This is a genomic window from Candidatus Spongiihabitans sp. (assembly GCF_965237845.1).
In the GTDB taxonomy this organism is placed as follows: Bacteria; Pseudomonadota; Gammaproteobacteria; order Arenicellales; family Poriferihabitantaceae; genus Spongiihabitans.
On the sequence record NZ_OZ250154.1, the window covers coordinates 1,312,193 to 1,339,124 of the forward strand.

Consider the following 26,932-nt stretch of genomic DNA (forward strand, 5'->3'; position numbering starts at 1 on the left):
CCCTGCACAAACGGGAAACGTAATCACAATGTTTGAACCAGGGCCTTCATTCGCCTACTTTATCCACTAAGGGCACCCCATATTCACCTAATATTTGATCGACAGCTGGTTGTAATTTGGCAAGCGCCAGATTGATTTTATGCTTCCAAACATATTCTCGTTTCCGAACCGCCATCGAAATCGTGAAATCAAGGCGTATCGAGTTATCCTCATGCACCATTGGCGCTATTACCAACCTGGGATTAGAAGAATTCTGATTAAATTGCTGGACATAATACCCAGCTAATGGTCCCCACACCATAGCAACATCCGTCTCGCCATTAAGCACATCGGCCACCGCGTCTTTCGCAGGTTTGAACAGCCGGGTATCAACCACTAATAAATAGGGTTTAACCTGTCGCATCAAGCCATATTTAGCCAACAAAGAGGCAGGTGGCGTTCCCGCGACGACACCAAATTTTTTTTCTTTAATCTTATCCAGTTTAAGGTCATTCGAATTGATACCAGAATCCTCTCGAAATACCATCGAATAAACTGAATGATAGTATGGATTGGTGTTTTGCACTAACTCCGATGTGGTTGCAATGCCGATCACCAAATCGCAACGCCTTAATTTCAGTGTCTTACGTATAAAGCCAAAGGACTGTGGGAACCAAGTGTATTGGATCGGCAAACCAAGCTCAGCACTCAATAATTCGGCTATCTTGTTTTCAAATCCTTCTCCCTTGTCATTAGAATACGGCAAGTTATTGGGATCAGCACAAACGCGCAGTGTGCGGGTCGAAAGCGCCTCACGACCAGCGGTACTTTCCTCTGCATCAGAAATGCTCGTTATCATACCTTGGGTGAGTACGGCAAGCATTATGAAAGCCAGTCTGGCGAGTTCTTCTTTCCCAAATTTGCGCACAATTGTTTTTTGAATTATTGTTCCGTCATGTATTAAGAAGCCATCCCAAAATGCGGCATTCATCAAAGCGCTATTTTTTCGGCCTGCCCGGTGCCAAACCACCCTTTGCACGTGCAGTTAAAAAGCGATAAATGTCATCCAGATGTTTGGCAACATTAGGGTCCTTGCCGAAGGCTGGCATCACGCTAACTTCGCCTGAAGCACTCGTAACTTGACGGCCATCTGTAACCGTTTCTATAAAAGTTTGATAATCCATTGTTTTAAGTGAGTCAATCAAATTAGGACCAAAACTACTGCCTAACGCATCCTGACCGTGACAAACATGGCAGGTACTGTGAAAACGACGCCAGCCGTTAAAAGTGCCGATATCCACTTTGCCATTCATCAGCTTAAATTCTGGTTCACCCGCTTGCACGGATACAATGTTCATCATTGATGTCGACAGCACGAACCATGTTACGACAGTAAATTTAAACAGCAATTTACACATTTGTTAGACTCGCAGGTCAGTTGTAGGCTTAAAAAGCTGTACCAGGACTGAATCTTTATCCAAATAAATGAAAGGGGATTAGCATCACTGCTAACCCTTTTCAATATACAACATTAGGCTGGTAGAGCGATCAGGATCCCTACAATGCAAAGACAGTTAATACACCGCCCAGCCTGGAGAAAGATCCGATTGAACGGTAAGCGCCAACTGCACCCAGGCCATCAGTATCCCCTTCAAGCCCAGCGGCAAAGCCAATACCTGCCCAGCCGCCCAACCCCGACAGCACGGCTATATACTGCTTACCATCGTGCATATAAGTATTGACGTTGCCGATGATGCCGGAAGGTGTTTTAAAGCGATACAGCTCATCACCTGTCGCGGCATCAACTATTTTAAGGTAACCTTCCAGCGTTCCGTAGAAAACCACGTCGCCTGCCGTTGCCAACGCACCACTCCAAACGGAGAATTGTTCTGGCTTGGACCATTTTATTTTTCCTTCACCCGCATCCCAGGCAATGAAATTCCCAAGGTTGTTGGTGCCATCCCCCATTACTTTACCCGCTGGGAACATAGACAGGGTAGCACCTACATATGGTTGCCCCGCCGTATAGCTTACTTCAAATGGTTCGTAGTCCATGCAGACATGATTGGTTGGCACGTAAAACATACCCGATTTTGGCGAGAACGATGCCGGCTGCTGGTCTTTAGAGCCTAATGCAGCCGGACAAATGTTTTGTGAATTCACGTCTGCGCCATTGTACTGGGTACTATACTGGTCAACGACCTGCGGACGACCAGTTTCCATATCGATATGGGTTGCCCAGTTCACCGCAGGATCAAACTTCTCTGCAACCAATAGCTCACCCGTCACACGATCTAACGTGTAGCCAAAACCATTACGATCAAAATGTACCAACACCTGGCGATCTTTGCCTTGCACTTTAATGTCTGCCAGGATCATTTCGTTGACGCCGTCATAATCCCACTCATCATGCGGTGTCATCTGGTAAACCCATTTTACGGCACCTGTGTCCGCGTTCCGCGCCCATATAGTCATTGACCAACGGTTATCTCCTGGGCGTTGTGTAGGGTTCCAGGTGCTGGGGTTGCCCGATCCATAGTACATCAAATTTAAATCAGGGTCATAAGAATACCAGCCCCATGTGGTACCGCCTCCAATTTTCCACTGGTCCCCTTCCCATGTATCAATACCAGAAGCGGCTCCGACCGGCTTGCCCATATCAGTAGTCACGCCAGGTTCGATTAATGTATCTGAATCCGGGCCCATTGAGTAACCTCGCCAAGCCAAAGATCCATCCTCAATGTTATAAGCCGTAATATGCCCACGTACACCAAATTCACCACCGGAAATACCTACGATTACTTTATCGTTAACAACCATTGGTGCGGAAGTACCGGTTGCTCCCGCTGCAGGGTCATCGTTGACGACCTTCCAAACTTCTTTTCCGGTTTTGGCATCCAACGCAACCAAAGTGGTATCTGCCTGATATTGGAAAATCTTATCGTCAGCATAAGACACGCCTCGATTAACCGTATCGCAACACATAACCGGGATAACAGCCGAATCCTGCGTGGGTTTGTATTCCCAAATCACCTGACCCTCATTCTTTAAGTCCAGTGCAAAAACATTATTTGGAAACGGCGTATTGAAATACATAACGTCACCGATCACCAACGGCCCACCTTCGTGGCCGCGTAGTACGCCAGTTGAAAATGTCCACACTGGACGCAAGTCTTTGGCAGTTTTAGTATTGATTTGATCAAGTTCGCTATAGCGATGGTTTGCATAATTGCCGGTGGGCATCACCCACTGCGAAGAATCTTTTGATAATGCGATAAGTTGTTCATTAGCCCGCGCCGGTCCGACCACCAGTGTAATCAGGAAAGTAAGCGAGGTTATGAGAACCTTTAACGAGTTCGACAGTTTCATTTTTCCACTCCTAAATTTAATGTCTATGTTACGATAAAATGGCATACCAACAGTATACAGCAAACAATGATGTATAAACCAGTGCTTGTCCGGGTTCACCAGAAATGAGACAAAATCAGGTCGCCAAGGCGAGTTGCCGATAATACGCCATCGGCGTCATTAAATCCAAACTATCGTGTGCTCGGCAATGATTATAGGGCCACTGGTAACAGGCCAGTTCCTGGTTGATCGCGGTCACCGTCAACCGGCCTTCATACAACGGGTGGAACTCATAATCGGGCAGGTGCCTGTGATTTAAGTGAAAGGATTTCACCAGCGCTGACTTGATTAAAGTCAGCGCCTTTCGGAAAGCGCTGCCTGATCAAGCCATTGGCATTCTCATTGGTGCCTCGTTCCCATGAACTGCGCGGATGGGCAAAACAGACCTGCAGGCCGGTCTCTTTCGTGAACAATCGATGCGCCGCCATCTCTTTGCCCTGATTATATGCCAGGGTTGGTTTCATCTGTTTCGGCATCGTTCGCAATTTGCGCGCAAACGCCTTGCGCACCGTTTCGGCGTCCTGTCTCTTCAAGCGAACCAGCAACACCGTCCGGGTGGTGCGCTCAACCAGCGTGCCAAGAGCGGATTGATGGCGCGCGCCCTAGATCAAGTCGCCTTCCCAATGCCCGGGCACAGCGCGATCAGCCACTTGCGCAGGCCGCTATTCAATACTGAACATCTCCGGGATACCACCCCGATGGTCAATGCCCCGGTTGCGATGCCGCCGCAAACAACGCAACAGGGATTGACGCAGCCCCCCGGGCAATGCATACAAATACGTATAGATGGTTTCGGCGCACGCTCGCATCCGTTCATCCCCAGGATAATCTAGCTTGTGCTTGGCCCTGATTTGCGCCGGCGACCACTGCTTGCGAAGTCCGTGGATGACGATCCTAAGAAATTCCTCGCGCAGAATTCCTTGTGCGGCTGGACTGTGCGTTGACTCATGCCGGCAAACCGGGAATCTGGAAAAATATTCCGATAGAACCACAATAACAAAATGCTTAATGTTATGACGGTTTGCCTGATCTACCGGGTAATATCGACTTATTAGAGCAAATGTGCCTGATACTAATTGTTGGCGATATTTAATTTCATCTACGAAAAAAACATCCATACAGCGATTACTGCAAGAAGGCTCCCAAATCCCAAGTTCATCATTTTGGCATTAGACTCACTACGAAACAATGTTGCAAGACGGTCTCCGACAATAATCCATGCAGTAAAAGAAATAAGGTTATTCAACGTGAATACTGTTAAGATCCACAATACCAGTATTACTTGATCTCCCGATTCAATCTTTAAAAATTGAGCAAACATTGCCGCAATAATGAAGTAAGCATTGGGATTAAGAACTAGTAATACAACACCATCCCGGAAATTAGCGACAGTCGGTTCCTGATTAGTCCGTGACATACCTGAGCGCAATAACTTCCAGGTAAGCCAAAGCACATAAAGCGATCCTAAGACTTTTATTGTAGAAAATATCCCGGGATACTTATGAATCACCGCCGCGAACCCAAGACCTGCAGCTACAGTGACTAGCCATGTTGAAACGTGGTATCCCGCTTGATCAGACATGCTCTGAAATATCCGATTCTTGCTAAGTTGGAATTAATATAATGCGTAGCGCAAAATATCGCCTGGAGGCAACGTGACTCCACACGAAATTTGTCATGCTGCATTTGAAAAAACAATCGAACCGTTATTAAGTGACATCAAATCAAAGACAAAGAGCGTGGAGTAAGTGATTAACAAACATTAAGGGGCTGACCCAGATAACACCAACTCGGTGTTATTATGGTCAGCATGAGAAAGAGCAGAGTAAGCAAAGTCAAATCAGCTCGGTTGGTCGAACATCTTGTTGCTGGAACGACAGCTCGTTGCGCCGCCGCACTGGCGGGCGTCAATGCGAAGACAGCGGTGTATGACTTTCACCGCTTGCGTGAGATGATGGCCTATCAACTTGAGCAACAGTCAGAGACGGTTTTCAGTGGTGGGATTGAAGTGGACGAAAGTTATTTTGGTGGTGCCCGGAAGGGCGGGAGAGGTCGTGGAGCAGCCGGGAGAACCCCTGTATTCGGGCGGTTGAAGCGAGGCATCAAGGTCATGCGAAGGATTGCTGATGCCTCGTCGGCGACTTCATACCCGATTATTGAGCGTAAGGCTGTACTGGACAGCATTGTCTATTCGGATTGTTGGAGGGGAGTCAATGTGTTGGATGTTTCGGACTTCAGACACTTTCGGATCAACCACGGCAGGCGGTTTGCCGAGCGTCAAAACCACATCAATGGCATTGAGAATTTTTGGAATCAGGCAAAGCGTCATTTGCGCAAGTTTAACGGCGTGCCGAGGCGCCATTTTCCGCTGTTTTTGAAGGAATGCGAGCGGCGTTTTAACAACCCAAACCCACAAGAGCAATGACGGCAAATAAAACAATTGGTTAGGCAGAATTTAACTTAGTTATCTGGGTCAGCCTCAAAGGCTTTGCCGCATAGCCTGTTTAGGGCAGCTTTGGGAGATGACTTCCAAATATGCTCAAGAACGCCTCAAAATCCTCGGTTTCTTCGCGGATCATGGCGCAGCCGCGACCAGTGATGCCTTTGATGTCAGCCGCAGAACGCTTTATCGCTGGAAACAGTGCGCCAAGTCGGCGGCGCCCCGGCCGCCCTGACTGCTAAATCCTGCGCCCCAGGCATCGGCGACAGCCACAGGCACCACTAAGCTGGTTAAGGAAATCCGCTAACGGCTCGGAGTTCATGGGACGCTTCCAGCAACGCCTCGATGCCCACGGCATGACCAACCGCGGGCTTATCCCAGATCACCAAAAATGAACGCCCATGTCGAGCACTTCAACCGCACCATCCAGGAGCAGTTCGTCGATTATCACGAGAATCAACTATTCCATGACCTGCCTGGCTTTAACCGCAAACTGGCCGACTGGCTACTCGACTGCAACACCGTCCTGCCCCATCATAGCCTCGGCTTGCAATCTCCTGCAACTTCCTCATCCATAACCAACCCGAGCGCCAAGGGGGGTGGACTTATAACATGATATGGAAGTTTTTTACCGTTGGGGATACAATACGTGTTTGACAGTGATCACTAAGCACCCATAATCACCTATGGCAATACGAGAAATTTTAATCTATCCAGATTACCGACTCAGAATCAAGTCTGAGCCGGTTACGAACTTTGATAAAGAGCTCGAAGTTCTGGTCAAGGATATGGCAGAAACCATGTATGACGCGCCGGGCATTGGATTGGCAGCTATTCAGATCGACGTGCCGAAACGAGTCGTTATTATGGATTTATCTGAAACCAAAGACACCCTTCAGGTGTTTATCAATCCTGAAATCACTGAACTCGAAGGGGTAACCGAAACCGAGGAAGGTTGTTTATCGGTGCCGGGCGTCGTTGCCATGGTGGAACGTGTGGCAAAAACCAGGATAAAGGCGCAGGATATTAAAGGCCAGCCATTCGAAGTAGAGGCGGACGAAATGCTGTCGGTTTGCATTCAGCATGAAGTAGATCACCTCAATGGCAAGGTATTTGTCGATTATCTTTCTCGATTAAAACAGGATCGAGTGCGTAAGAAACTCATCAAAGAAGCGCGACTGTCAGAGACTGAGGCCGCGTAAGTACGCTTTTAAAACCCAGGCTGATTTCGCTTCACAAACATGATTCTCTTTAGTGTTACGCATTATTTTAAGTATCCCCTTGCGGGAAACCTCTTGTAGGCCTATTTTTTCAAGTTTACGAGGCTCGGTGCCGTTCCAAAAAGAATCGACAACAAGAGGTAAATCTCATGCGAGTGGTTTTTGCGGGCACCCCTGAATTTTCTGTGCCCAGCCTTGAGGCATTGATAAACACGCCATTTGTTGAAGTTGTCGGGGTTTATACCCAACCCGACCGACCCGCAGGAAGAGGTAAAAAGCGACATAAAAGCGCGGTCAAATCCTGCGCAGAAAAACAGGGTTTAACGGTTTACCAACCCGAATCGGTTAAGGGGCCGGCAGTCATTGAACATCTTGGCGCATTAAATGCGGATCTGATGCTGGTTACAGCCTATGGCTTGTTGTTACCCACGGCGGTGTTGGAGATTCCTCGCCTTGGCTGCGTTAATGTTCACGCATCACTATTGCCGCGCTGGCGAGGCGCCGCGCCGATCCAGAGGGCTATTGAGGCTGGCGACCGAACCACAGGAATAACATTAATACAAATGCAATTAGCCCTTGATAGCGGGCCCATACTCGCACAGTCGCAGATCGACATTAGCGAATCCGAAACCGGCGGAACCTTGCACGATAAGTTATCCGCGCTGAGCGGCGAGCTGCTTGAAAACAAGTTGAGCAAAATTTGTGATCAATCTCTTGAACCTGTTGTACAAGATAACGCGTTAGCCACATATGCAAACAAGCTTAGCAAAGCTGAATCGAAATTGGACTGGGGCCAAAGCGCAAAAAATCTACAACAAAAAGTGCGCGCATTCAACCCTTGGCCAATGACCACCACAAAGCTTGGTGAGATGACCATTAGAATTATAAAAGCCAGCCACATTAACAGCCAAATCAAGGGAAAGATCGGCCAGGTTCTAAGTGCTGATAACGGTGGTGTGGTCGTTCAAACCGGGCAAGGTCAACTCAATGTGGAAGTGCTGCAAAAACCCGGAGGCAAGGCATTAGCCGTTGCCGATTTTTTAAATGGCATGTCGATCACTAAAGGCATGGTATTTCGCTAACGCCGCAGACAACGCGACTGACGACGAAGCACCTAATACACGTATATCTATAAGGAAACGGCACCGGGCCATGCCATGCCATGCCAAACACCTAAACAAACAAACGCTCGTGCCGTTACCGCAGAAATCCATATGAAAAAGGTGCAACTAACTATAGCCGCCGCCCGGGTATTGCGAGGGGTAATTGACCACGGGCATTCTCTTGATCGCGCCGTGGAAGACTTGGGGGATGGTTTTAACGGCAACCTTTCCAAACTCAAAGAAATCGCATTTGGTGGATGCCGTTTTTACATTTACCTTGATAGCATCATTTCTAAATTGTTGCACAAACCCATCAAAGAAAAGAATCGTATCGTTCATTTCTTGTTGGTCAGCGCAATTTATCGAATCGAGTTTATGTGCGCCCCCGATCATGCGGTGGTTAATGAAAGTGTAAGCGCTTTGGAAAAAACCAATCAGTCATGGGCAAAAAGCTTAACCAACGGCGTGCTGCGGAATTTCCTTAGAAATAAACCTGAAATAATTGGGCTGCTCAATAAGGCGCATGTTCGAGATGCCTTTCCCAAACACTTGCATGAACGTATAACCAGCGATTGGCCAGATCATGCCCAAGCAATATTTCGGGCTTCGAATAAAAAACCGCCCTTGACCCTGAGAATTAACCAGAAAACCACCACTCGCAGTCTCTATGAGGAAACGTTAAAAGGGCAGGGCGTGGACTATGTGCTGACCCAAGACAGTGATATTGGCGTGATATTAAGCAACCCGGTTTCGGTTGAACGAATCCCGGGTTTTACCGATGGCAAGGTCTCAGTTCAGGATGAGTCGGCGCAAATAATGGCGTCAGCCGTGGCCTTGTCGAGCGGGCAGCGGGTTCTTGATGGCTGTGCAGCCCCCGGGGGAAAGACCTGCCTAATGCTGGAATCCCAACCCGATTTGGCTTCTTTGGTCGCTATCGATTTGCCCCTGCGTATAACGGCAATCGAACAAAACCTTGCCCGGTTAAAGCTTAACGCAATGGTTATTGCGGCGGATTTGCTGGATACCGCCGCGTGGTGGGATGGTCGGTGGTTCGATAGAATTGTCCTCGATGCACCGTGTTCCGGTAGCGGCGTAATACGCAGACACCCCGATATTAAACATCGCCGACGACCGTCAGACATTGAAAAATTCGCTGAGCAGCAACTGGCGATGATTAATTCGGTATGGCCGTTACTTAAACCCGGCGGCAAGCTGGTTTATGTAACCTGTTCGATTTTCAAAGCGGAAAATGATCATGTAATTGAGAAATTCATAAAAGACAAGGAAGATTTTGAATTACAATCCCTCAACGAAATATTCGGTGTGGAGTCGTCATTTGGCCGACAACGATTACCCGGAATACATTCAGGCGACGGATTCTATTATTGCGGCATCAATAAAACCCCATGCAATAAAACCCCAGGCAATAAAACCCCAGGCAATAAAACCCCAGGCAATAAAACCCCAGGCACTCATTCATGAAAATAACTATTCTGGGCGGTGGTCAGGTTGGCGCATCCATTGCCGAAATTCTTTCAAGGGAAGAAAACGATATTACGGTGGTTGATCACAACCGCAAAATACTGGATACCATGCAAGATCGAATGGACATTCGCACAGTGCATGGCGCCGCATCCTCGCCGGAAGTGCTTAAACAGGCCGGCGTGGATGACGTGGATTTGATATTGGCGGTAACCAATTCCGATGAAGTAAATATGGTCGCCTGCCAGGTCGCGCATACCCTGTTTCACACCCCCACGAAAATTGCCCGGGTGCGCTCTTCGGATTATTTGGCGCATCCGGAACTGTTTTGCAAGAAATCGATTCCTATCGATGTCATTATTAGTCCAGAGCAAATTATTAACAATCAAATTCAACGGCTGATTGAATATCCCGGGGCGTTACAAGTGATCGATTTTGCTGATGGCAAAATTCAGTTGGTGGCCCTAAAAGCCTATTACGGCGGGGCCTTGGTTGGGCATGAATTGAAAGACCTAAAAGACCATTTGCCTTCTGTTAAGACCCGGGTTGCGGCGATATATCGGCAGGACCGGGCAATTATACCTACCGGGAAAACCGTTATCGAAGCGGATGATGAGGTGTTCTTTATCGCTACCCATGAAGATATCAAGAAAGTGATGCAGGAACTTCGCAGCATAGAAGAAGCAGGAAAAAAGATGATTATTGCGGGTGCGGGCAACATCGGATTCAGATTGGCCCAATCGCTGGAAAGCAGCGGTTATCAAGTAAAACTGATTGAACGTAATCCGGAGCGTGCTCGTTGGGTCTCTGATCAATTGGAAGATACCGTTGTTTTACAGGGCGATGCGGCCGATGAAGAATTACTCCATCAGGAAAACATCGACAAGATGGAGCTGTTCTGTTCGCTGACTAACGAGGACGAGGCAAATATTCTTTCTGCAATGCTGGCAAAGCGTCTCGGTGCGAGGAGAGCCATGGCGATCGTGAATCGTGCTGCATATATCGAGCTCATCGAAAGCAGTGTTCTGGACATTGCAATATCACCCCGGCTTTCAACTGTGAGCGCGTTATTGTCTCATGTCAGGAGAGGCGACGTGGTGGCGGCCTACTCTCTTCGTCGGGGCGTCGCCGAAGCGATTGAGGCCGTGGCCCACGGTGATTCCAAGACTTCAAAAATTGTTGGACGAAAGCTGGCAGACATTAAGCTTCCAAACGGGGCAACAATCGGAGCGATTATGCGTAATGATGAATTGCTCAGACTGGAGGAAGACGCAGTAATCGAAGACGGCGACCACATCATTATATTCGTCATCGACAAACGTAAAATTCCGGATGTAGAGAAATTGTTCCAGGTATCGGCTACGTTTTTCTAAGGCGCGCTTGACCATGCAGACCCTCGGCATCATGAAAATTCTCGGCATACTAATCGTGTTATTCAGTATCACGTTGATACCCCCGATTGCCGTTTCACTGTTCTATATGGATCAAGCACATGACGCATTTATTTTCTCGCTGCTGATAATTTTAACTGTGGGCGCGATTTGCTGGTTTCCGGCCAGGCGCTATCGGAGTGAGCTGCGCTTTCGGGATGGGTTTTTGATCGTGGTATTAATTTGGGTAGTATTGTCGATAATGGCAGCCATTCCATTGCTGCTGGCTCATCGTCCTGAGTTGCGAATTGTCGATGCGCTGTTTGAGTCGACTTCAGGACTGACAACCACGGGGGCCACCATCCTGACTGCTATCGATGATCTGCCGCTATCCGTTTTGTACTATCGCCAACAACTGCAATGGCTCGGCGGCATGGGAATTATCGTTTTAGCCGTTGCGGTCATGCCTGCGTTAGGCGTGGGGGGAATGCAGCTTTATCGTGCCGAAACCCCAGGGCCAATGAAAGACAACAAACTTACCCCGCGAATCACCGAAACCGCCAAAGCGATATGGCGTATTTATCTCGGATTGACTGTTCTTTGCGGCGCGTCGTATTATTTCGCAGGAATGTCCGTTTTCGATGCCGTAAGCCATGCGTTTTCAACCGTCGCCATCGGCGGTTTCTCGACTCATGAAGCCAGCCTGGGTTATTTTCAAAGCAACGCCATAAATTTGGTGGCGACGTTATTCATGTTGTTGGCCGGGCTGAATTTTGCCCTGCACTTTTCCGCATTCCGGTTCAGGCGCGTCGCCGTATATTTAAAAGACCCCGAAGCAAAAGCCTATTTCGGGCTGATACTGCTGATTATAGTTCTGACCGTGATGATGTTACATAATCATCAGGTCTATGAACAATTGAGCGATAACATTGTCCAGGGAATTGTCCAGGTCGTATCCATCGTCACCACCACCGGGTTCACAACCACAAATTTTTCAATCTGGCCTACGTTTATTCCGATATTGCTCATCCTGTTGAGCACCGCAGGCGGGTGTGCCGGCTCCACCGCCGGCGGCATGAAAATTATTCGGATGCTGCTGTTGTTCAAGCAAGGCGCACGGGAAATTTCAAAATTAGTCCATCCCAGCGCACTGATTCCAATTAAACTGGGCGGCAAGCCGGTGCCGGATAATGTGGTCAATGCGGTGTGGGGATTTCTTTCGTTATATATCTTTAGTTATGCCATCCTGCTTATAATAATGTTGGCCACCGGTGCCGACCTGACTACTGCATTTTCAGCGGTTACCGCGTGCCTCAATAATTTGGGTCCCGGACTAGGCGATGTATCGCGGAATTACGCCAGCATTACCGATACCGGAAAAATTGTTCTAACTTTCGCGATGGTGCTGGGCAGACTTGAGTTGTTCACGTTGTTGGTGCTGTTTTCACCCGTGTTCTGGAAAGGCTGATCCACTAACAGGTCAGCCGATACGGCAGTCGATATCAGGGCAGCTTGCGATGATTCTGGTCAGTGATTATTGCGCAGATACATCCAGCCAACTGTTTACCCGTTTGATGTCCTGTTCATCCAATTGCCCTGCCGACCTTTCCAGTTCAAGGACTGCGACAATGTAGTTGTACCTTGCGCGCAGGTAATCTGTTCGCGAGCGCGATAAATCACGTTGGGCATCCAGCACATCAAGGTTTGTGGTGAGACCTGCGCTAAAACCCTGTTCTTTCGCTTCCAGTGCGCTTTCGCCTGCGGTGATGGCATTGAGCAGCGCCTCCACCTGACTGACACCGCTGGCCACCGCCAAAAAGGCCGAGGTGGTTTCGACTGATGCCAATCTTCGCGCTTGTTCCAGTAATCGTTCTGTTCGGTTATATTCTAATCCAGCTTGTTGGGTGGTTAGGTTGATGGCGCCGCCGAGATAAAAGGGGAAACGCATGATCAATGAGACCGAAGTGGTATTGATTTCCCCGGAGCGGGATGAGTTGGTTGAGGAAAAGGCGCCCGAATCGGAAAATCTGTGGTTGGCGTCCAAACTTACCGTAGGCGATCGACTGACTCTCTGTTTGTCTATTTCCTGTAGGGCAATTTCCAGATTCAGCATTTCAACTTTAAGAGGAACGTTGTGATCAATGGATCGATTGATCCAGGCATCGACATCATTGGGGGCGGGCAATGCTAATGGCGCGGAATCATTAAGAATCGACAGCGCTTCAGGAGTCATGCCAATGATTTGTTTAAGTAAGGCTAGGTCATTATTAATCTGGTTTTGTGCCTGAATTTCGTTGGCTTCGGCCAGCTTAAGCCGCGCCACGGCATCAAACAAATCGGTTCGTGTTCCAAGCCCGACTTCCAGTCGTTTGCTGGCAAGATCCATTTGTCGTCGAATGGTTATTTTTTCAAGGCGCGCTACTTGCCTGGCATCTTGAGCGGCCAGCAGATTGAAATATCGATTGGCAACACGCAGTATCAACCGTTGTTTAGCGTCAAGCAATCGCAAACTGGAGATATCGACCTGATACCTGCTTTGGGTGATTGCCACCCGCTTGGTTTTATCGTACAGGGGAATATTTAGATTCAGGTTGATTGAATGGTTATTGCTTGTTTGCGAGGTTGCCGATGCGTCTGATATTTGACGGCCAATCTGGCTATTGGCGGTGGCCGACGGTTTGAAAGCGGACTTGGCCAGGGGCAAGTTTATCCGGTTTGATTCATGGCCAAGTACGGCGGCCTGGTATTCCGGGTCATTGGTTAGCGCGAGTTCGTAAATATCCCATAAATCTGCGCCGTATGACTTGGTGACCCAGGTAGTGATGGCAATGACCGCCCACAATGCTGTCAATAATGGATGGGGGTGGACTTGGCAACGGGGCATGATGTTCTTAGGATATTCAGAAGGTGAAAGACGGTTTGTCATCAACATTCATTAGTCTGGGCACGCTGGTTTCAAAAAGCGATCGCCGAGCCCCGGCAGCGCGATAAACGACAACTTGCATGGCCGGGTTATAGCCCTCGATTCCAACCATGCATCCCTCAATATTGATCATGTTGCGGAATGTTTTATCGATTTCGGGCATCGACCCGGTTATCAATACACCATCAAATTGGGAACCATGTTCTCCGGGATTGTGGCAAAATGCAAAACAATCGCTTTGTACCAATTCTACATTGATGATTCCCGCCATAGCCAAGTTCATGCCGGCCTGGCGAGTTAATTGCTGATCGATTTCAACGCTGGTGACATGCTCGCAAATAGTGGCAAGCAAAGCGGTCAGATAGCCCGTGCCTGTTCCAATTTCCAGAATCTTATGGATCGGTTTCAGGCCAAGCGCCTCAACCATTCTCGCCCCGACTTTAGGTTCCAGCATCACTTGACCATCGCTGATGGGGCCATCGCCAATCGAACCGCCGCCAATGGGAATGCGGACATCCGCAAATGACAAATCCTTATATTGAGCCGGAACGAAATCTTCGCGGCGAATTTCACTCAACGCGTTTAAGGTTTGCATCTCCAACACATTCCAGGGCCGGATTTGTTGTTCGATCATGTTGACGCGAGCGACTTCGTAATCCATAAGGTCTGTATGTTGTCTCGGTTTATAGGGTTAGTGAGGCGCGTATCTTATCAAAATCGACACGATTATCACTAAGCGACTAACCGAGCACGTGTGTTATGGCATCTTTGTAAATGGCCACCATTTCATCCAAAGTCCCTTGATCGGTGGTCAGGGGCGGCGCATTGCAGATGACTTCGCTCCTGACGCGGGTACAGAGTCCGCGCTCCATCAGCGCTTTAGTTAATTTTCCGCCTAGCCCGAAATCCGCCTCAAACCATTCTTTGGTCGCCTTGTCCTTGACGATTTCAATGCCATGCATCATGCCTTTTCCGCGCACGTTGCCAACGTGGGGGTGATCATCCAAAGCGTCATGAAGTTTTTGCAACATGGCTTCACCCTTGGATGCGGCTTGCCCGGGAAGGTCTTCATTTTCGATGATGTCCAGAGTTGCCAGGGCAACAGCGCAGGTAGTGGGATGACCACTGTAGGTGTAGGCATGCATCCACGGCGCTTTGCTGGAGGTAATGGTTTCGGCAATCTCGTGACTGATGCCAATGCCGCCTAATGGCGCTGCGCCGGAAGTAATTGATTTAGCGAACTGCATTAAATCCGGTTCGACATCGTAGTGTTGTAAACCAAACATTTTTCCGGTTCGCCCGAAACCAGTGATTACCTCATCTGAAACCAATAACACTTCATACTGATCACATATTTCACGGATGCGCTTGAAATAGTCATCTTGAGGAGCAATTACCCCGCCGGCGCCTTGTACCGGTTCGGCGATAAACATAGCCACCGTTTCCGCGCCTTGTCTTAATATTTCTTTTTCCAGCTCATTGGCCGCGGCGATACCTTGGGACGAACCGTCTTGCGGCACCGGATAGTGATACGGATCGGGGGATGGGATATGGCTGAATCCAGGCATCAGTGGTTCAAACATCGACCAATAACTTTTAATTCCGGTCGTACACATTGCCGCAAAAGTTACGCCGTGGTATGCCCAAAGCCGGCTGATAACTTTAGTTTTTTTCGGTTTGCCCTTAACTTTCCAGTAAAATCGCGCCAATTTTATATTACTGTCCGTCGACTCCCCGCCTCCGCTAGTAAAGTAAAAATTGCTCATATTTGCCATGCCATTGGAGTGGGCGATAGTCGATAACCTTTCGGCCAGTTCGATTGCCGGTCGGTTTGATCCGCCAGCGTAACTTGAACAGAATGCCAGTTCACTCATTTGTTTTTGAGCCGCATCCGCCAATTCCTGGCGGCCATGACCGGCGCTGACATTCCACAGGCATGACAAGCCATCAATGTAGCGATTGCCATCAGCGTCATAAAGATAAGAGCCTTCGCCTTTGACCCAGACTCGGCCGTTAGCGTGACCAGCCGTGTGGTGTAGCGGGTGAATCAGATGCTGGCGATCTTTTTCCAGCAGCGTAGCGTTGGAGAATGGTGCCTTCATGTGTATTTCCTCATTCTATAGAATTTTTCTAGGGTGGTGCGCAAAGCCGGAGTGCGGGGCTTTGCAATCCACAATTTCAGATGTCGCTAATTATCGCTTTGTCTCTACTGCTTTGGCAAATATATTATGCCGCGCTGACTGCGAAAGTGCGTCGAGCAGGGTCTTTATCAACTCTGGGCCCTGATAAATAAAACCGGTGTAGATCTGAATCAGTTTCGCACCGGCTTCGAATTTCTGCAGCGCTGATTCCGGGCTATCGATTCCTCCGATACCGATGATGGGAATTTCATCCTGCAGGTTTTGATGCAATGCAGCAATCACCTCAGTCGCCGCATTTTGTACGGGAGGCCCGCTGAGCCCCCCCACTTCTTGAGCCAACGCGTGTTGTTCAACAGCTCGCCGTGATAACGTGGTATTGGTTGCGGCCACGCCATCAATGCTGTTCTGGCGCAGTATCGAGGCGATGCCTTCGATTTGGCGGCGCTCAAGGTCTGGCGCAATTTTTACAACCAACGGCACATATTTTCCGGTATTGTCAGCCAATTGCTGGCGTTCAAGATTCAAAGCGCGAAGCAATTGATTCAGGGCCTGATCCTGCTGCAAATCCCTCAAGTTTCGGGTGTTTGGAGAGGACACATTTATGGTGACGTAATCGGCATGGTTATAAACGCCGCGCAGACCAATCAGATAATCCTTTATGGCGTTGTTCAACGGTGTTGCCGCATTCTTGCCAATGTTTATGCCTTTGATAATTTCCGGGTCGGCTTGCTCAAGATTTTTGACAAACCGGGTCAAACCGACGCTGTTAAATCCCATGCGGTTGATCAGCGCCTGGTGTTCGGGCAGCCGAAACATCCTGGGTTTTGGGTTGCCCGGTTGGGGTTGGGGAGTCACGGTGCCCAATTCGAGCCAGCCAAATCCCATTTTATGCAAGACATTACATGCGTTTGCCTGCTTATCCAATCCCGCCGCCAGCCCGACCGGGTTGGGGAAAGTAATGCCCATGGCCTGAACCGGCTGGGTCGGCGCAGGTTTGGATTGAGATTCGGCGCCGACCAGCATTGCGCATAACCTGGTCAGGTGCTTTGATTTGGAAACCAGCCCCAGAGCATTCATCACCAGATCGTGACTTGTTTCAGGCCCCAGTTTAAATAACAAAGGTCTTAGCAAGGGATACATTTAGAATCTTTCATCAGGTCGCAGCAGCCGCCATTTGCCGATTCCAAGTTTGCCAAGTTTGATCTTGCCGATTCGTACACGGGTTAAACCTGTAACCTTTAGGCCAACCAATTCGCACATCCGGAGAATCTGCCTCTTGCGGCCTTCGATCAAAGTAAATATGAGATGCCAATCTTTTATCTTTTCGGCTTTTATCTTTTCGGCTTTTGCTGGTTTCAGTGCTTTGCCATCCAGAAGCAATCCGTGTCGGAGCTGTTTTATTTTGGAAGCGGTAATGTCGCCGCTGATCCGCACCCGGTATTCTTTTTTGATAGCGCCTTTTTCGATAGCACTGTTCGCGCCGATCAGGGTCTTGGCAATTCGCCCATCCTGAGTAAAAACCATCAAACCGGTAGAATCAATATCGAGCCGTCCGGCTGGAGCAAGTCCGTGTCGCTGTGGTGTCGCATGGTCAGTGTTATGCCGATTTTCTTTGTTAATCAGCATCACCGCCGATTGATAACCTTTTTCAGGCAAGCCGGAGACGTAGCCCAGCGGTTTGTTTATCAATACCGTAAGCAGACGTGACTGCTGACTGCGCGCGCGGTGGTGCAGGGTGATAATCTGGGATTTCAGGATCTTGGTTGCCAAGGTGGTGACGGCATGTCCATCCACATACACCTCGTTTAAATATTTCATTTTGTTCGGGCGCAAGTGTTTGTTATCTTAAAGTCTTTCATGCGAAAAGGCTCGGCGCTCGTTCCTCAAAAATATACATGCCCGAGGCGTACCAGACCCTGCTCGATGAATCGGTCGGCTTCACGTCGTGAACACATGCCGCGCTCGGTCATTAGTTTTGACAGCCGCACTTGTTCAATCAATGGTTCGGTCAACTGCCCCAAAGGAATACTTAAAATAATCGATTTATTGATCGCCGCACTGATTGATGTGTGCGCTTCGAGCCGCCTCAGCGGCATTGCCGATATAATTCGCTGGCGTCATTTCAAGCAATTGCGTTTTTGCCTGTTCAGGGATTTCCAGGGCGCGAATAAACTCATGCCACGATTCCTTGTTAATGCCTTGGCCTCCTCGGGTCAAGGATTTTAGTTTTTCGTAGGGTTCTGCAATGCCGTAGCGGCGCATCACCGTCTGGATTGGTTCGGCCAGCACTTCCCAGTTTTTATCAAGGTCGCGGTTCAGCGCACCGGCATGCAAGTCCAGTTTCTCCAATCCCTGCAAGGCCGACTCCATGGCAAGCACGCTATATCCAACGCCGGCCCCGAGGTTTCTCAGTACGGTGGAATCGGTTAAGTCGCGCTGCCAGCGGCTCACGGGCAGCTTGTCTGCAAGATGCCCAAGTAGCGCATTGGCAAGCCCAAGATTGCCCTCGGAGTTTTCAAAATCAATGGGATTGACCTTGTGCGGCATAGTGCTCGAGCCTACTTCGCCGTCGATGACTTTTTGTTTGAAGTAACCGAGTGCGATATAGCCCCATATATCCCGGTCAAAATCGATCAGTACGGTATTGAGTCGGCTAAGGCTATGGCAAAACTCAGCGATATAGTCATGCGGCTCTATTTGGGTGGTAAGGGGCTGGTAGGTCAATCCTAAACCGCTGACGAAGTTTTTTGCGATATCGGGCCAGTTGAGATCAGGGTAAGCGGCATAATGGGCGTTAAAGTTTCCAACCGCGCCGTTGAATTTTCCAAATAGTTTTTGTTTCGCCAATTGCTTGGCGGCCCGCTTTAACCGATGGGACACATTGGCAAATTCCTTGCCTACCGTAGTGGGACTGGCAGGTTGGCCATGGGTGCGTGCCAGCATCGGTTGGTCGGCATAATCGTCGGCGCGCGCGTCGATAACAGCTATCAGCGCCGCGATTTTGGGCATCAGCACCGCATCCCGCGCGCCTTTCAGCATCAATCCATAAGCCAGGTTATTGATATCCTCTGAAGTGCAGGCAAAATGAACAAACTCGCTGATCCCTTTAATTTCATTGGCAATTTCGTCTCGATCCTTGATTTTGTCTTTAAGGTAATACTCGACCGCCTTGACATCATGGTTGGTAGTGCGTTCAATGGATTTCACCTGCTCGGCCTGTGCAATATCGAACCCGGAAATCAGCGCGCGCAAAAACTTGATGCTCGGTTTCGAAAAGGTCGGGACTTCAGCGATTTCTTGTCGATTGGAGAGATGAATCAACCATTCGATTTCCACCGTGACGCGTGCGTGAATCAAGCCGTATTCGCTAAAATACGGTCGTAACGAGGCGGTTTTGCTTTGATAGCGGCCGTCCAGAGGAGATAGCGCGGTCAGCGGACTTAGCGTGATAGTCTTATCGGTCACAGGCAATTATTGGCGTTGGTTATCAGCATTGGGACAACCGCGATTTTATCATAGTCATCCTTGCTGCCCGCCGTCTAATCATCATAATCAAGTATCCAATTTCTCAGGCATCTAATGCAGATTTAATTATACCGCCTCCCAGGCACACATCGTCGTGGTAAAAAACAATGGATTGCCCGGGCGTAACCGCCCATTGAGGATGGTCAAATTCGATCCGGGTATAATTTATCCCAATCATGGAAATAACACAGTTCTGGTCGTCCTGGCGATAGCGCGTTTTTGCCTTGCAATTCGCTGGCAATACCGGCGGCAGCCCGGTTATCCAGTGTAGTTGTACGGCCACCACTATTTTTTTCATCAAGGCGGGGTGGTCGTGGCCTTGCACCACATAAACGATATTTCTTTTCACGTCTTTTTCCGCCACATACCAGGCTGCGCCATCGCCGCCAATCCCCAATCCCTGACGCTGGCCAATGGTGTAGTAGTATGCGCCTTTATGTTGGCCTATGGTTTCTCCTTCAAGGGTTTTTATCGGGCCATCCTGGGTGGGTAAAAACCGACCGAGAAAATCGCTGAAGCGGCGTTCTCCAATGAAACATATTCCGGTGCTGTCCTTTTTATCGTGTGTGGGCAATGACAGCGTCTTCGCCTGTTCCCGCACCTGTTGTTTTCGCATTTCACCAATCGGAAAGGAAGCGTAGCGCAATGCGTCCTGACCCAATGTATGTAAAAAATAACTTTGATCCTTACGCCGGTCGCGTCCTTTTCTAAGCAGGTAATTACAATGGCGGTAATGATAATGTTGTTTTTCAATTCTGGCGTAGTGACCGGTTGCGATAAAGTCGGCCCCCAGATGCATCGCCCAATCTAAAAACGCCTTGAATTTTATCTCCTTGTTGCAAACCACATCGGGATTTGGAGTGCGGCCGTTGCGGTATTCTTCAAGAAATAACTGGAACACCCGAGTCCAATACTCATATGAGAAATTTATTGTTTTAAGTTCGATATCAAGAAGTTTGCAAACTTCTTCGGCATCGGCAAGGTCTTCCGCAGCTGAGCAGTATTCCTGGTTATCATCCTCTTCCCAGTTTTTCATGAACAGGCCAGTCACCTTATGACCTTGTTCAATCAACCTTGCGGCCGCGACCGAGGAGTCCACCCCCCCCGACATCCCTACAATAATATTATACACGACACATATTCACAGAGGCAACTATTCACTCCGTATTTTCATCCTCTATTAAGCGAGTCGAGAATGAATGTTTTTTCTCAGGGCGATCATCATTCCGGGAATCATCCCGGGAATCATCAATAACAGCACTCAGCATGTTGATGTCTTCCCAGTCCTTGCTTGCCTGGATTATCGGCAAATGGCCATTAGGCTGAAACCATGAATCAACCACAAACCGTGTGCCGCTGGATTTTTCCATTATTTGCCCTGCCCAATGCTGATCAAAAATCGCACGGCGATAGGCTTGCTCAATAACTGCGTGATGTTTGAAAAAGCCGTTCAATTCCAATAGTCGTAAATATGTGGTGGTGTTGAAGGCTTCATCAATGCAATCCTGTTGGCCAGGAAATAAATCTGAAACATCGTTCCGGTCGGCAGGCAAATCAAACGCAAGATCACGATGGGTTGGGGTATGCTTGCCGATCAACACTTCCATCCAGCCAATTGCCTGCTTGATTTGTTCGCGTTCCTGATCCGGTGTTTCCGCTACCGGATTGAACCAGCCCACAACTTCAGTCCATTCTGTAACCGACAAATTGACGATAGAACTATTTTTGCATCCAAAATCATAGCAAACAGGAATGGCATCCAGCGTGACGTAGGCAGGGGCGATAACGCCTTGCTCCTTGCCAGCCCAGCTGGCAAGCGAAAAAGTCAGCGAGATTAGTGCAACAATTACTTTTATCACGGTTATTTTCATCACAATCACTTTCATCATAGCAAGTCCAACTGTTGTACGCAGTTCAGGGGCAGTCGATTGCCATTCTCAAAATCGGCGATACACTTTAATACAACCTGGCTTCGTAAATGTTTTGAATTGTTTTCAAGCGTTGCTCGGTTCAGCCACACCACTTGTTCGATCGCCGGGTCCAGCGAATAATTTTCGTTTAAGGCAATCAGTTCGCCCGAAAAAGTAAATCTCATATAAGTTTCGCCATTGCCAGCAACAAATTGATAGATGCCGCTGAGGTAATTTGGTTCAAATTCCCATCCGGTTTCCTCCAGAGTTTCGCGTATTACCGCCTCAATCAAAGACTCCCCTTGTTCAACATGTCCCGCCGGCTGGTTGATTACACTGCTTCCCCGATAGCGCTCCCTGACCATTAAATATTTGCCGTCTCGTTTTGCGATGCAAGCCACAGTGACATGGGGATGCCAACGACCACCATTGCCATGGCCATGGTCTTGGGCATTAGTTCGATATTCCTGAAGGGGCATCTTTTTGGAAGGGCCGTGGTGTTGGTAACAGGTTGCGGCTTTGGGTTTCATCCGAATCAATGGTGAGGATAAGACCTGAATAGTAAAAACATAGTACAGGCTATGTCAAATACAACCTCGCCGGCAAATACAACCTCGCCACAGGATTCAACCAGCACCAGGGCCTTTCTAAAAAGAGCCGCCTTATTTTATTCTTCTTGCTCTTTCCATGCATCGGGCAAGACGATGCCGTCGCCAAACAAATAGGCTTCCATTTGGCTGGCCAGATATTTTTTGTGTTTTCGATCCAAAGGATTGAGTTTGTATTCGTTTATTAAAATGGTCTGCTGCCTTAGCCAATCTTGCCAGGCTTGTTTGGAAATCTGATCGAATATCCTTTGGCCCAACTGTCCGGGCCAGGTTGGGCTATCCAACCCCTCGGCTTCCTTGCCGAGTTTGGTACAGGTGATCATGCGACTCATAGTAGTAATCTATTCAACAAGCTGATTAAAAATTTTCTTTATGGCAGTGGGTATTGCAATCGGTGCGTTTGATAGTGGATTGTGCCAAAGATAGTGGTCGGTGTCCATGATGCCGCCGATGAATCCACCCATGAATCCAGGTGCTGCCCGATCAACTGTGCAGTGTATGGGTTGAATTTCTAATTCAAAATGGGTAAAGCCATGATGTACAATTGCCATGTTTTTGCCTGATTTTACGGCGATGCCAAGCTCTTTTTTGCACCAGCGCTGAAAGTCCTGTTCGGCGTTACTGAGTTCCGGGAACACCCAAAGGCCACCCCATATACCGCTTGGCGGGCGTTTAATCAGCAAATACTCGGAATTGGAATTGGAAATTAATATCATCCTGGATTGTCGGTGCGGACGGGGCGCCTTCGGCTTGGGTGTGGGGTAGGACGCAGGGTTGCCCTGTAAAAAAGCCAGGCATTTGTGGCTAATCGGGCATTTTGAACAATCCGGGTAGCGTCTGCTGCAAAGGGTTGCTCCAAAATCCATTATTGCCTGGGTATAGTCTGCGACACGCTTGTTCGGCGTAAGCTGTTCAGCTAGAACCCATAATTGGTTTTCCACTGCTTTAGTTGCCGGATAACCGGCAATAGCGAAGTAGCGGGTCAGCACCCGTTTGACGTTGCCATCGAGAATTGGGTGTCGAGCGTTTTGGGAAAAAGCGAGAATGGCGCTGGCGGTGGAACGGCCTATGCCGGGCAGCGCCATAACCTGATCAAGTCTTAACGGGAAATCGCCACCATGCTGATCGCGAATTTGCTGTGCGGCGCGATGCAGGTTTCTGGCTCTGGCGTAATAACCCAGTCCAGCCCAATAAGTCATGACGGCTTCGGCTTCGGCGTTTGCCAATGAGTCAATATTGGGAAACCGCGCGATAAATTTTTGGTAGTATGAGATGACTGTTTCAACCTGGGTTTGTTGCAACATAATTTCGGCAATCCAAATGTAATATGGATCTCTGGTTTGTTGCCAAGGTAAAGATTTACGGCCGTAGTGATCAAACCACTTGAGCAACGATTGGCTAAAATCTGATTTTGGTTTTTTGCGGTTAGCGGTCAAGTTGAAGTCAAGCCAGGGTTTGGAATGAGGCCAGGGTTTGGAATGAGAATTGGGTAGAATGAAATGCAACAACTGTGGTCTGATTACGAAAATAAAAATTACCAAAAAATTACCAGTGTAACAATACTAAAAACTAAAAATGCAACAATCCGACATGAACAGGATTTTGTTCGTATCATCCTTGATACGTATCCCTACGGGGCTTGCGCGAAAATCCGTTCCAGACGGATTTTTCAGGCGCTCAAACAGGAAATCAAAATTGACCACATCCTTGAGGGTCTTTTTATTGGCGCGAATTTTTTTCTGGTTGTGGCCGTGCTTGCCGCTTTTAGGTTTTGCGCCACTTTCAAGTTTCGCTCAATCGGAAATCATCCGCAGCCACGCTATCGCCATGCATGGCGACCCCAAGTATCCGGCAGGGTTTGAAAATTTTGATTATGTCAGTCCTGATGCACCAAAAGGCGGCTTGCTGCGTCGGGGTGCCCGCGGAACTTTTGATAGCTTCAACCCCTGGATTGATAAAGGTTCTGCGGTATCGCCGGGATCGATTGAAACTTTATTGGTATCGTCCGCGGATGAAGCATTTACCAAATATTGTCTGATTTGTGAGCGACTCGAATATCCTGTGGATCGAACCTGGATCATATTTCACTTACGCCCTCAGGCTAAATGGCATGACGGCAAGCCGATTACAGCGGACGATGTGGTGTGGTCGTTTAATACGCTGATGGAGAAAGGCGCACCATCTTATCGGTTTTATTATGCTGATGTTGAACGCGTTGAAGTGACGGGTGAGCATGCTGTCCGATTTCAATTCAAGAATACCGGCAACCGTGAATTGCCGCTCATTATTGGCGACCTGCCAATATTGCCTAAACACTATTGGCAGGGACATGACCAAGAGCGGGACATTACCAAAACCACATTGTCACCGCCCTTGGGAAGCGGCCCATATAGAATCAAACGCTTTGACGCAGGGCGTTACTATGAGTTGGAACGCGTGGTGGATTACTGGGGAAAAGATTTGCCAGTGAATCGCGGCATCAATAATTTTGATTTGTTGCGGTTCGATTTTTTCAGAGACCGCATTCCGATTAGATTGGCGCTAAAGGCCGGGGAAATCGATTTTTATGCAGAAAACACCGCCAAGAGTTGGGCCACTGAATTTGATATTCCAGCAGTTGAATCCGGGTGGTTGGTAAGAGAACAAGTAAGACATTCAGCGCCTCAGGGAATGCAGGCTTATGTGATGAATTTGCGGCGGTCGAAATTTGAAAATCGTAAAATTCGTCAAGCTATTTCCCTGGCATTTGATTTTAACTGGACCAATCAGAAAATATTTTATAACCAATACACTCGTTCGAAAAGCTACTTCAGCAATTCAGAACTCGCATCTTCGGGCATTCCCGAAGGCGACGAACTTGCGCTTTTGGAAAACTATCGCGTTTCGTTGCCGCCGGAATTGTTTTCCCAGCCCTTTGAGGTTTCAGAAACCGACGGCAGTGGCTGGTCTCGGCAGAATTTATTAAAAGCATTGTCCTTGATTCGAGAAACCGACTGGGAAATCAAAGATGGAAAACTGGTGGATCAACAGCGCCAGCCCCTGAGCATAGAAATGTTGTTGTACAGCAGTTCATTTGAACGACTGATATTGCCCTACGTCAGCAATCTCAAACGCTTGGGCATCGACATGAAAGTGCGTGTGGTCGATACCGGGCAATACATCAATCGAATCCGCTCGTTTGATTTTGACATGATCGTCGGCGGCTGGGGCCAAAGTGAAACGCCGGGCAATGAGCAACGTGAATATTGGAGTTGTGCGGCGGCGGCGCGACCGAGCAGTCGCAATACCGCCGGTATTTGTCATCCTGTCATTGAGGCGTTTATCGAAAAAATAGTGGTCGCCTCAACCCGGCAGGAATTGATCACCGTTACTCGCGCCTTGGATCGTGTGCTGCTATGGCAGCACTTTATCGTGCCGAATTGGCATTTGCCCGCGGACCGAATTTTATGGTGGAATAAATATAACCGACCGCGGATTCCGCTGCGTAATGGCGTCAATATTTCGAGATGGTGGCTGGATGACGAGAGATCGGCAAGGCTGGCTCAGGCGCGTGATAGCGGTGCAATCACCCAACGCAATAGCAGCCGCGGCGATACCGCCGCACGAAGCGGCAGCGGCCCAAGCGGTTGGAAGCTTGGATTGCTGGCGGTGATTCTGGTTATTGGCGGGTTGGCCATAAAGCGAGCAATGAAATCGGAGCGCACAATGAAATCGAAGACCGGCTAATGGCTGCCTATATATTCAAACGATTGTTGTTGGTCATCCCCACGTTGTTTTTGATCATGCTATTCAATTTTGTGGTGATTCAATTTGCACCGGGTGGTCCGGTTGAACAAGCCATCGCTAACATTACCGGAGAAGGGGTCGATGCCGCAGAACGGGTTACCCGAGACGCTTCGGAAAATATAATTCAAAGCAGCGGCTCAAATAATAGTCGGTATCGAGGCGCACAAGGGCTTGCCCCAGAGTTTATTGCAGAATTGGAAAAACGATTTGGTTTCGACAAGCCGGTGCATGAGCGATTCTTCAGCATGATAAGGAACTATTTAAGATTCGATTTTGGCGATAGTTTCTTTCGCGACCGTGCCGTTGTGGATTTGGTGCTTGAAAAAATGCCGGTATCTATTTCTTTAGGATTATGGTCGACGTTGCTGGTGTATTTGATCAGCATCCCATTGGGCATCAGAAAAGCGGTTCGGGATGGCAGTCGGTTCGATATTACCACCAGCGTGATGCTCACTATCGGGGTGGCTATCCCCGGATTCTTGTTTGCGGTGTTGTTGTTAGTGGTGTTTGCCGGCGGCGTATATTATGACTGGTTTCCTTTGCGGGGGCTGCTTTCGGACAATTGGGACACCTTGTCCTGGAGCGCAAAAATTGCGGATTATTTTTGGCACTTAACATTGCCGATAATTGCCTTGACAGTTGGTGGGTTTGCGTCTTTGGCCATGCTTACCAAGAATTCCTTTCTCGACCAAATCAGCCAGCAATATGTGTTGACCGCACGAGCAAAAGGCCTGAGCGAACGAAAAGTCATGTATGGTCATGTGTTCCGTAACGCCATGCTCATCGTCATCGCCGGATTCCCTGCGGCGGTGGTCAGTATTCTATTTACTGGCGCGATGCTGATAGAAATTATTTTTTCGCTGGATGGTCTCGGTTTGCTGGGGTTTGAAGCGGCGTTGCAACGGGATTATCCGGTGATGTTTGGATCGTTGTGGTTTTTCACCTTGCTTGGATTGGTGTTGGGAATTATTTCCGACCTGATGTATACCTGGATTGATCCTCGCATCGATTTCGACACCAGTGAATCATGACCACCA

The 26,932-nt window shown here is 48.6% G+C and carries 28 protein-coding genes and 2 pseudogenes; 11 read left to right on the forward strand and 19 right to left on the reverse strand.

Translation table 11 applies throughout. From position 1 onward, the window contains the following. Positions 1-46: 46 nt before the first annotated feature. The 7 genes and pseudogenes from ACPXXB_RS06295 to ACPXXB_RS06325 all read right to left on the reverse strand — a co-directional run bounded on the left by ACPXXB_RS06295 (position 47) and on the right by ACPXXB_RS06325 (position 4,969). Positions 47-970: a quinoprotein dehydrogenase-associated putative ABC transporter substrate-binding protein gene (locus tag ACPXXB_RS06295; protein ID WP_423911010.1), complete on the reverse strand. Its 924-nt coding sequence runs from the start codon at positions 968-970 to the stop codon at positions 47-49. Between the two features lie 7 nt (positions 971-977). Further along, positions 978-1,397 carry a c-type cytochrome gene (locus ACPXXB_RS06300; protein WP_423910709.1) on the reverse strand — a complete coding sequence of 140 codons (420 nt, stop codon included), beginning with the start codon at positions 1,395-1,397 and terminating at the stop codon, positions 978-980. 139 nt (positions 1,398-1,536) lie between these two features. After that, positions 1,537-3,348, reverse strand: coding sequence for a methanol/ethanol family PQQ-dependent dehydrogenase (locus tag ACPXXB_RS06305; protein WP_423910712.1), 1,812 nt, complete (start codon positions 3,346-3,348; stop codon positions 1,537-1,539). Positions 3,349-3,463: 115 nt separating this feature from the next. Further along, entirely contained in the window at positions 3,464-3,607 is a 144-nt protein-coding gene (locus tag ACPXXB_RS06310) for a hypothetical protein (protein WP_423910715.1), read from the reverse strand. Positions 3,608-3,617: 10 nt separating this feature from the next. Then, a pseudogene (locus ACPXXB_RS06315) lies at positions 3,618-3,977 on the reverse strand (IS30 family transposase); the annotation flags it as partial. Between the two features lie 72 nt (positions 3,978-4,049). Then, entirely contained in the window at positions 4,050-4,505 is a 456-nt protein-coding gene (locus ACPXXB_RS06320; RefSeq protein ID WP_423910718.1) for a hypothetical protein, read from the reverse strand. Continuing rightward, entirely contained in the window at positions 4,487-4,969 is a 483-nt protein-coding gene (locus ACPXXB_RS06325; RefSeq protein WP_423910721.1) for a LysE family translocator, read from the reverse strand. The genes ACPXXB_RS06320 and ACPXXB_RS06325 overlap by 19 nt, the downstream gene beginning before the upstream one ends. A gap of 228 nt (positions 4,970-5,197) precedes the next feature. On the opposite strand from ACPXXB_RS06325, the gene ACPXXB_RS06330 reads away from it, so the two are divergent. The 8 genes from ACPXXB_RS06330 to ACPXXB_RS06365 all read left to right on the forward strand — a co-directional run bounded on the left by ACPXXB_RS06330 (position 5,198) and on the right by ACPXXB_RS06365 (position 12,470). Next, a complete protein-coding gene (locus ACPXXB_RS06330) occupies positions 5,198-5,812 on the forward strand; it encodes an IS1595 family transposase (RefSeq protein ID WP_423910724.1) in 615 nt (204 codons plus the stop codon). 97 nt (positions 5,813-5,909) lie between these two features. After that, positions 5,910-6,062 carry a helix-turn-helix domain-containing protein gene (locus ACPXXB_RS06335; protein WP_423910726.1) on the forward strand — a complete coding sequence of 51 codons (153 nt, stop codon included), beginning with the start codon at positions 5,910-5,912 and terminating at the stop codon, positions 6,060-6,062. Between the two features lie 156 nt (positions 6,063-6,218). Continuing rightward, the gene (locus ACPXXB_RS06340) at positions 6,219-6,443 is read left to right on the forward strand and encodes an integrase core domain-containing protein (RefSeq protein WP_423910729.1); all 225 of its coding nucleotides are present in this window, start codon (positions 6,219-6,221) and stop codon (positions 6,441-6,443) included. Between the two features lie 70 nt (positions 6,444-6,513). Continuing rightward, positions 6,514-7,029 (forward strand): peptide deformylase, encoded by a 516-nt coding sequence (gene def, locus ACPXXB_RS06345; RefSeq protein WP_423910732.1) that lies wholly within the window; start codon positions 6,514-6,516, stop codon positions 7,027-7,029. 167 nt (positions 7,030-7,196) lie between these two features. Further along, positions 7,197-8,129 (forward strand): methionyl-tRNA formyltransferase, encoded by a 933-nt coding sequence (gene fmt, locus ACPXXB_RS06350; RefSeq protein WP_423910735.1) that lies wholly within the window; start codon positions 7,197-7,199, stop codon positions 8,127-8,129. A 132-nt stretch (positions 8,130-8,261) separates the two neighbouring features. Then, entirely contained in the window at positions 8,262-9,632 is a 1,371-nt protein-coding gene (gene rsmB / locus ACPXXB_RS06355) for a 16S rRNA (cytosine(967)-C(5))-methyltransferase RsmB (protein WP_423910738.1), read from the forward strand. After that, a complete protein-coding gene (gene trkA, locus ACPXXB_RS06360; RefSeq protein ID WP_423910741.1) occupies positions 9,629-11,005 on the forward strand; it encodes a Trk system potassium transporter TrkA in 1,377 nt (458 codons plus the stop codon). The genes rsmB and trkA overlap by 4 nt, the downstream gene beginning before the upstream one ends. A 13-nt stretch (positions 11,006-11,018) precedes the next feature. Continuing rightward, the gene (locus tag ACPXXB_RS06365; RefSeq protein ID WP_423911013.1) at positions 11,019-12,470 is read left to right on the forward strand and encodes a TrkH family potassium uptake protein; all 1,452 of its coding nucleotides are present in this window, start codon (positions 11,019-11,021) and stop codon (positions 12,468-12,470) included. Positions 12,471-12,536: 66 nt separating this feature from the next. Here ACPXXB_RS06365 and ACPXXB_RS06370 read toward each other — a convergent pair whose 3' ends face one another. The 12 genes and pseudogenes from ACPXXB_RS06370 to mutY all read right to left on the reverse strand — a co-directional run bounded on the left by ACPXXB_RS06370 (position 12,537) and on the right by mutY (position 23,545). After that, entirely contained in the window at positions 12,537-13,853 is a 1,317-nt protein-coding gene (locus ACPXXB_RS06370) for a TolC family outer membrane protein (RefSeq protein WP_423910744.1), read from the reverse strand. A 49-nt stretch (positions 13,854-13,902) separates the two neighbouring features. Further along, the gene (locus ACPXXB_RS06375; protein WP_423910746.1) at positions 13,903-14,586 is read right to left on the reverse strand and encodes a protein-L-isoaspartate O-methyltransferase family protein; all 684 of its coding nucleotides are present in this window, start codon (positions 14,584-14,586) and stop codon (positions 13,903-13,905) included. A gap of 79 nt (positions 14,587-14,665) precedes the next feature. Then, complete coding sequence (locus tag ACPXXB_RS06380) at positions 14,666-16,027, reverse strand: aspartate aminotransferase family protein (protein ID WP_423910749.1); 1,362 nt, start codon at positions 16,025-16,027, stop codon at positions 14,666-14,668. A gap of 90 nt (positions 16,028-16,117) precedes the next feature. Further along, a complete protein-coding gene (locus ACPXXB_RS06385; protein ID WP_423910752.1) occupies positions 16,118-17,206 on the reverse strand; it encodes a quinone-dependent dihydroorotate dehydrogenase in 1,089 nt (362 codons plus the stop codon). Then, positions 17,207-17,884 (reverse strand): pseudouridine synthase, encoded by a 678-nt coding sequence (locus ACPXXB_RS06390; protein WP_423910755.1) that lies wholly within the window; start codon positions 17,882-17,884, stop codon positions 17,207-17,209. 86 nt (positions 17,885-17,970) lie between these two features. After that, a pseudogene (locus ACPXXB_RS06395) lies at positions 17,971-18,063 on the reverse strand (S4 domain-containing protein); the annotation flags it as partial. Between the two features lie 46 nt (positions 18,064-18,109). Further along, complete coding sequence (purB, locus tag ACPXXB_RS06400; protein ID WP_423911015.1) at positions 18,110-19,516, reverse strand: adenylosuccinate lyase; 1,407 nt, start codon at positions 19,514-19,516, stop codon at positions 18,110-18,112. Positions 19,517-19,634: 118 nt separating this feature from the next. Continuing rightward, positions 19,635-20,732 (reverse strand): tRNA 2-thiouridine(34) synthase MnmA, encoded by a 1,098-nt coding sequence (gene mnmA / locus ACPXXB_RS06405; protein WP_423911018.1) that lies wholly within the window; start codon positions 20,730-20,732, stop codon positions 19,635-19,637. 16 nt (positions 20,733-20,748) lie between these two features. Further along, a complete protein-coding gene (locus ACPXXB_RS06410) occupies positions 20,749-21,480 on the reverse strand; it encodes a hypothetical protein (RefSeq protein WP_423910758.1) in 732 nt (243 codons plus the stop codon). After that, positions 21,477-22,031: an NUDIX hydrolase gene (locus tag ACPXXB_RS06415; protein WP_423910760.1), complete on the reverse strand. Its 555-nt coding sequence runs from the start codon at positions 22,029-22,031 to the stop codon at positions 21,477-21,479. The genes ACPXXB_RS06410 and ACPXXB_RS06415 overlap by 4 nt, the downstream gene beginning before the upstream one ends. A 137-nt stretch (positions 22,032-22,168) precedes the next feature. Then, complete coding sequence (locus ACPXXB_RS06420; protein WP_423910763.1) at positions 22,169-22,441, reverse strand: oxidative damage protection protein; 273 nt, start codon at positions 22,439-22,441, stop codon at positions 22,169-22,171. Positions 22,442-22,450: 9 nt separating this feature from the next. Next, on the reverse strand, positions 22,451-23,545 hold the full coding sequence (mutY, locus tag ACPXXB_RS06425) for an A/G-specific adenine glycosylase (RefSeq protein WP_423910766.1): 1,095 nt from the start codon (positions 23,543-23,545) through the stop codon (positions 22,451-22,453). 63 nt (positions 23,546-23,608) lie between these two features. On the opposite strand from mutY, the gene ACPXXB_RS06430 reads away from it, so the two are divergent. From ACPXXB_RS06430 to ACPXXB_RS06440, 3 genes are read left to right on the forward strand one after another with little or no spacing between them, the layout of a single operon-like run. Next, positions 23,609-23,971, forward strand: coding sequence for a hypothetical protein (locus ACPXXB_RS06430; RefSeq protein ID WP_423910769.1), 363 nt, complete (start codon positions 23,609-23,611; stop codon positions 23,969-23,971). Beyond that, positions 23,937-25,835, forward strand: a complete 1,899-nt coding sequence (locus tag ACPXXB_RS06435) for an extracellular solute-binding protein (RefSeq protein ID WP_423910772.1) — start codon at positions 23,937-23,939, stop codon at positions 25,833-25,835. The genes ACPXXB_RS06430 and ACPXXB_RS06435 overlap by 35 nt, the downstream gene beginning before the upstream one ends. Beyond that, positions 25,835-26,926 (forward strand): microcin C ABC transporter permease YejB, encoded by a 1,092-nt coding sequence (locus ACPXXB_RS06440; RefSeq protein ID WP_423910775.1) that lies wholly within the window; start codon positions 25,835-25,837, stop codon positions 26,924-26,926. The genes ACPXXB_RS06435 and ACPXXB_RS06440 overlap by 1 nt, the downstream gene beginning before the upstream one ends. The last annotated feature ends 6 nt before the right edge of the window (positions 26,927-26,932 follow it).

What these genes read in the sequence shown, in the direction of transcription:
- ACPXXB_RS06295 (WP_423911010.1), bottom strand. Translation starts at nt 970, where the DNA reads ATGAATGCCGCATTTTGGGATGGCTTCTTAATACATGACGGAACAATA.
- ACPXXB_RS06300 (WP_423910709.1), bottom strand. Translation starts at nt 1,397, where the DNA reads ATGTGTAAATTGCTGTTTAAATTTACTGTCGTAACATGGTTCGTGCTG.
- ACPXXB_RS06305 (WP_423910712.1), bottom strand. Translation starts at nt 3,348, where the DNA reads ATGAAACTGTCGAACTCGTTAAAGGTTCTCATAACCTCGCTTACTTTC.
- ACPXXB_RS06320 (WP_423910718.1), bottom strand. Translation starts at nt 4,505, where the DNA reads ATGGATGTTTTTTTCGTAGATGAAATTAAATATCGCCAACAATTAGTA.
- ACPXXB_RS06325 (WP_423910721.1), bottom strand. Translation starts at nt 4,969, where the DNA reads ATGTCTGATCAAGCGGGATACCACGTTTCAACATGGCTAGTCACTGTA.
- ACPXXB_RS06330 (WP_423910724.1), top strand. Translation starts at nt 5,198, where the DNA reads ATGAGAAAGAGCAGAGTAAGCAAAGTCAAATCAGCTCGGTTGGTCGAA.
- ACPXXB_RS06335 (WP_423910726.1), top strand. Translation starts at nt 5,910, where the DNA reads ATGACTTCCAAATATGCTCAAGAACGCCTCAAAATCCTCGGTTTCTTC.
- ACPXXB_RS06340 (WP_423910729.1), top strand. Translation starts at nt 6,219, where the DNA reads ATGAACGCCCATGTCGAGCACTTCAACCGCACCATCCAGGAGCAGTTC.
- def (WP_423910732.1), top strand. Translation starts at nt 6,514, where the DNA reads ATGGCAATACGAGAAATTTTAATCTATCCAGATTACCGACTCAGAATC.
- fmt (WP_423910735.1), top strand. Translation starts at nt 7,197, where the DNA reads ATGCGAGTGGTTTTTGCGGGCACCCCTGAATTTTCTGTGCCCAGCCTT.
- rsmB (WP_423910738.1), top strand. Translation starts at nt 8,262, where the DNA reads ATGAAAAAGGTGCAACTAACTATAGCCGCCGCCCGGGTATTGCGAGGG.
- trkA (WP_423910741.1), top strand. Translation starts at nt 9,629, where the DNA reads ATGAAAATAACTATTCTGGGCGGTGGTCAGGTTGGCGCATCCATTGCC.
- ACPXXB_RS06365 (WP_423911013.1), top strand. Translation starts at nt 11,019, where the DNA reads ATGCAGACCCTCGGCATCATGAAAATTCTCGGCATACTAATCGTGTTA.
- ACPXXB_RS06375 (WP_423910746.1), bottom strand. Translation starts at nt 14,586, where the DNA reads ATGGATTACGAAGTCGCTCGCGTCAACATGATCGAACAACAAATCCGG.
- ACPXXB_RS06380 (WP_423910749.1), bottom strand. Translation starts at nt 16,027, where the DNA reads ATGAAGGCACCATTCTCCAACGCTACGCTGCTGGAAAAAGATCGCCAG.
- ACPXXB_RS06385 (WP_423910752.1), bottom strand. Translation starts at nt 17,206, where the DNA reads ATGTATCCCTTGCTAAGACCTTTGTTATTTAAACTGGGGCCTGAAACA.
- ACPXXB_RS06390 (WP_423910755.1), bottom strand. Translation starts at nt 17,884, where the DNA reads ATGAAATATTTAAACGAGGTGTATGTGGATGGACATGCCGTCACCACC.
- ACPXXB_RS06410 (WP_423910758.1), bottom strand. Translation starts at nt 21,480, where the DNA reads ATGATGAAAGTGATTGTGATGAAAATAACCGTGATAAAAGTAATTGTT.
- ACPXXB_RS06415 (WP_423910760.1), bottom strand. Translation starts at nt 22,031, where the DNA reads ATGAAACCCAAAGCCGCAACCTGTTACCAACACCACGGCCCTTCCAAA.
- ACPXXB_RS06420 (WP_423910763.1), bottom strand. Translation starts at nt 22,441, where the DNA reads ATGAGTCGCATGATCACCTGTACCAAACTCGGCAAGGAAGCCGAGGGG.
- ACPXXB_RS06430 (WP_423910769.1), top strand. Translation starts at nt 23,609, where the DNA reads ATGCAACAACTGTGGTCTGATTACGAAAATAAAAATTACCAAAAAATT.
- ACPXXB_RS06435 (WP_423910772.1), top strand. Translation starts at nt 23,937, where the DNA reads ATGCATGGCGACCCCAAGTATCCGGCAGGGTTTGAAAATTTTGATTAT.
- ACPXXB_RS06440 (WP_423910775.1), top strand. Translation starts at nt 25,835, where the DNA reads ATGGCTGCCTATATATTCAAACGATTGTTGTTGGTCATCCCCACGTTG.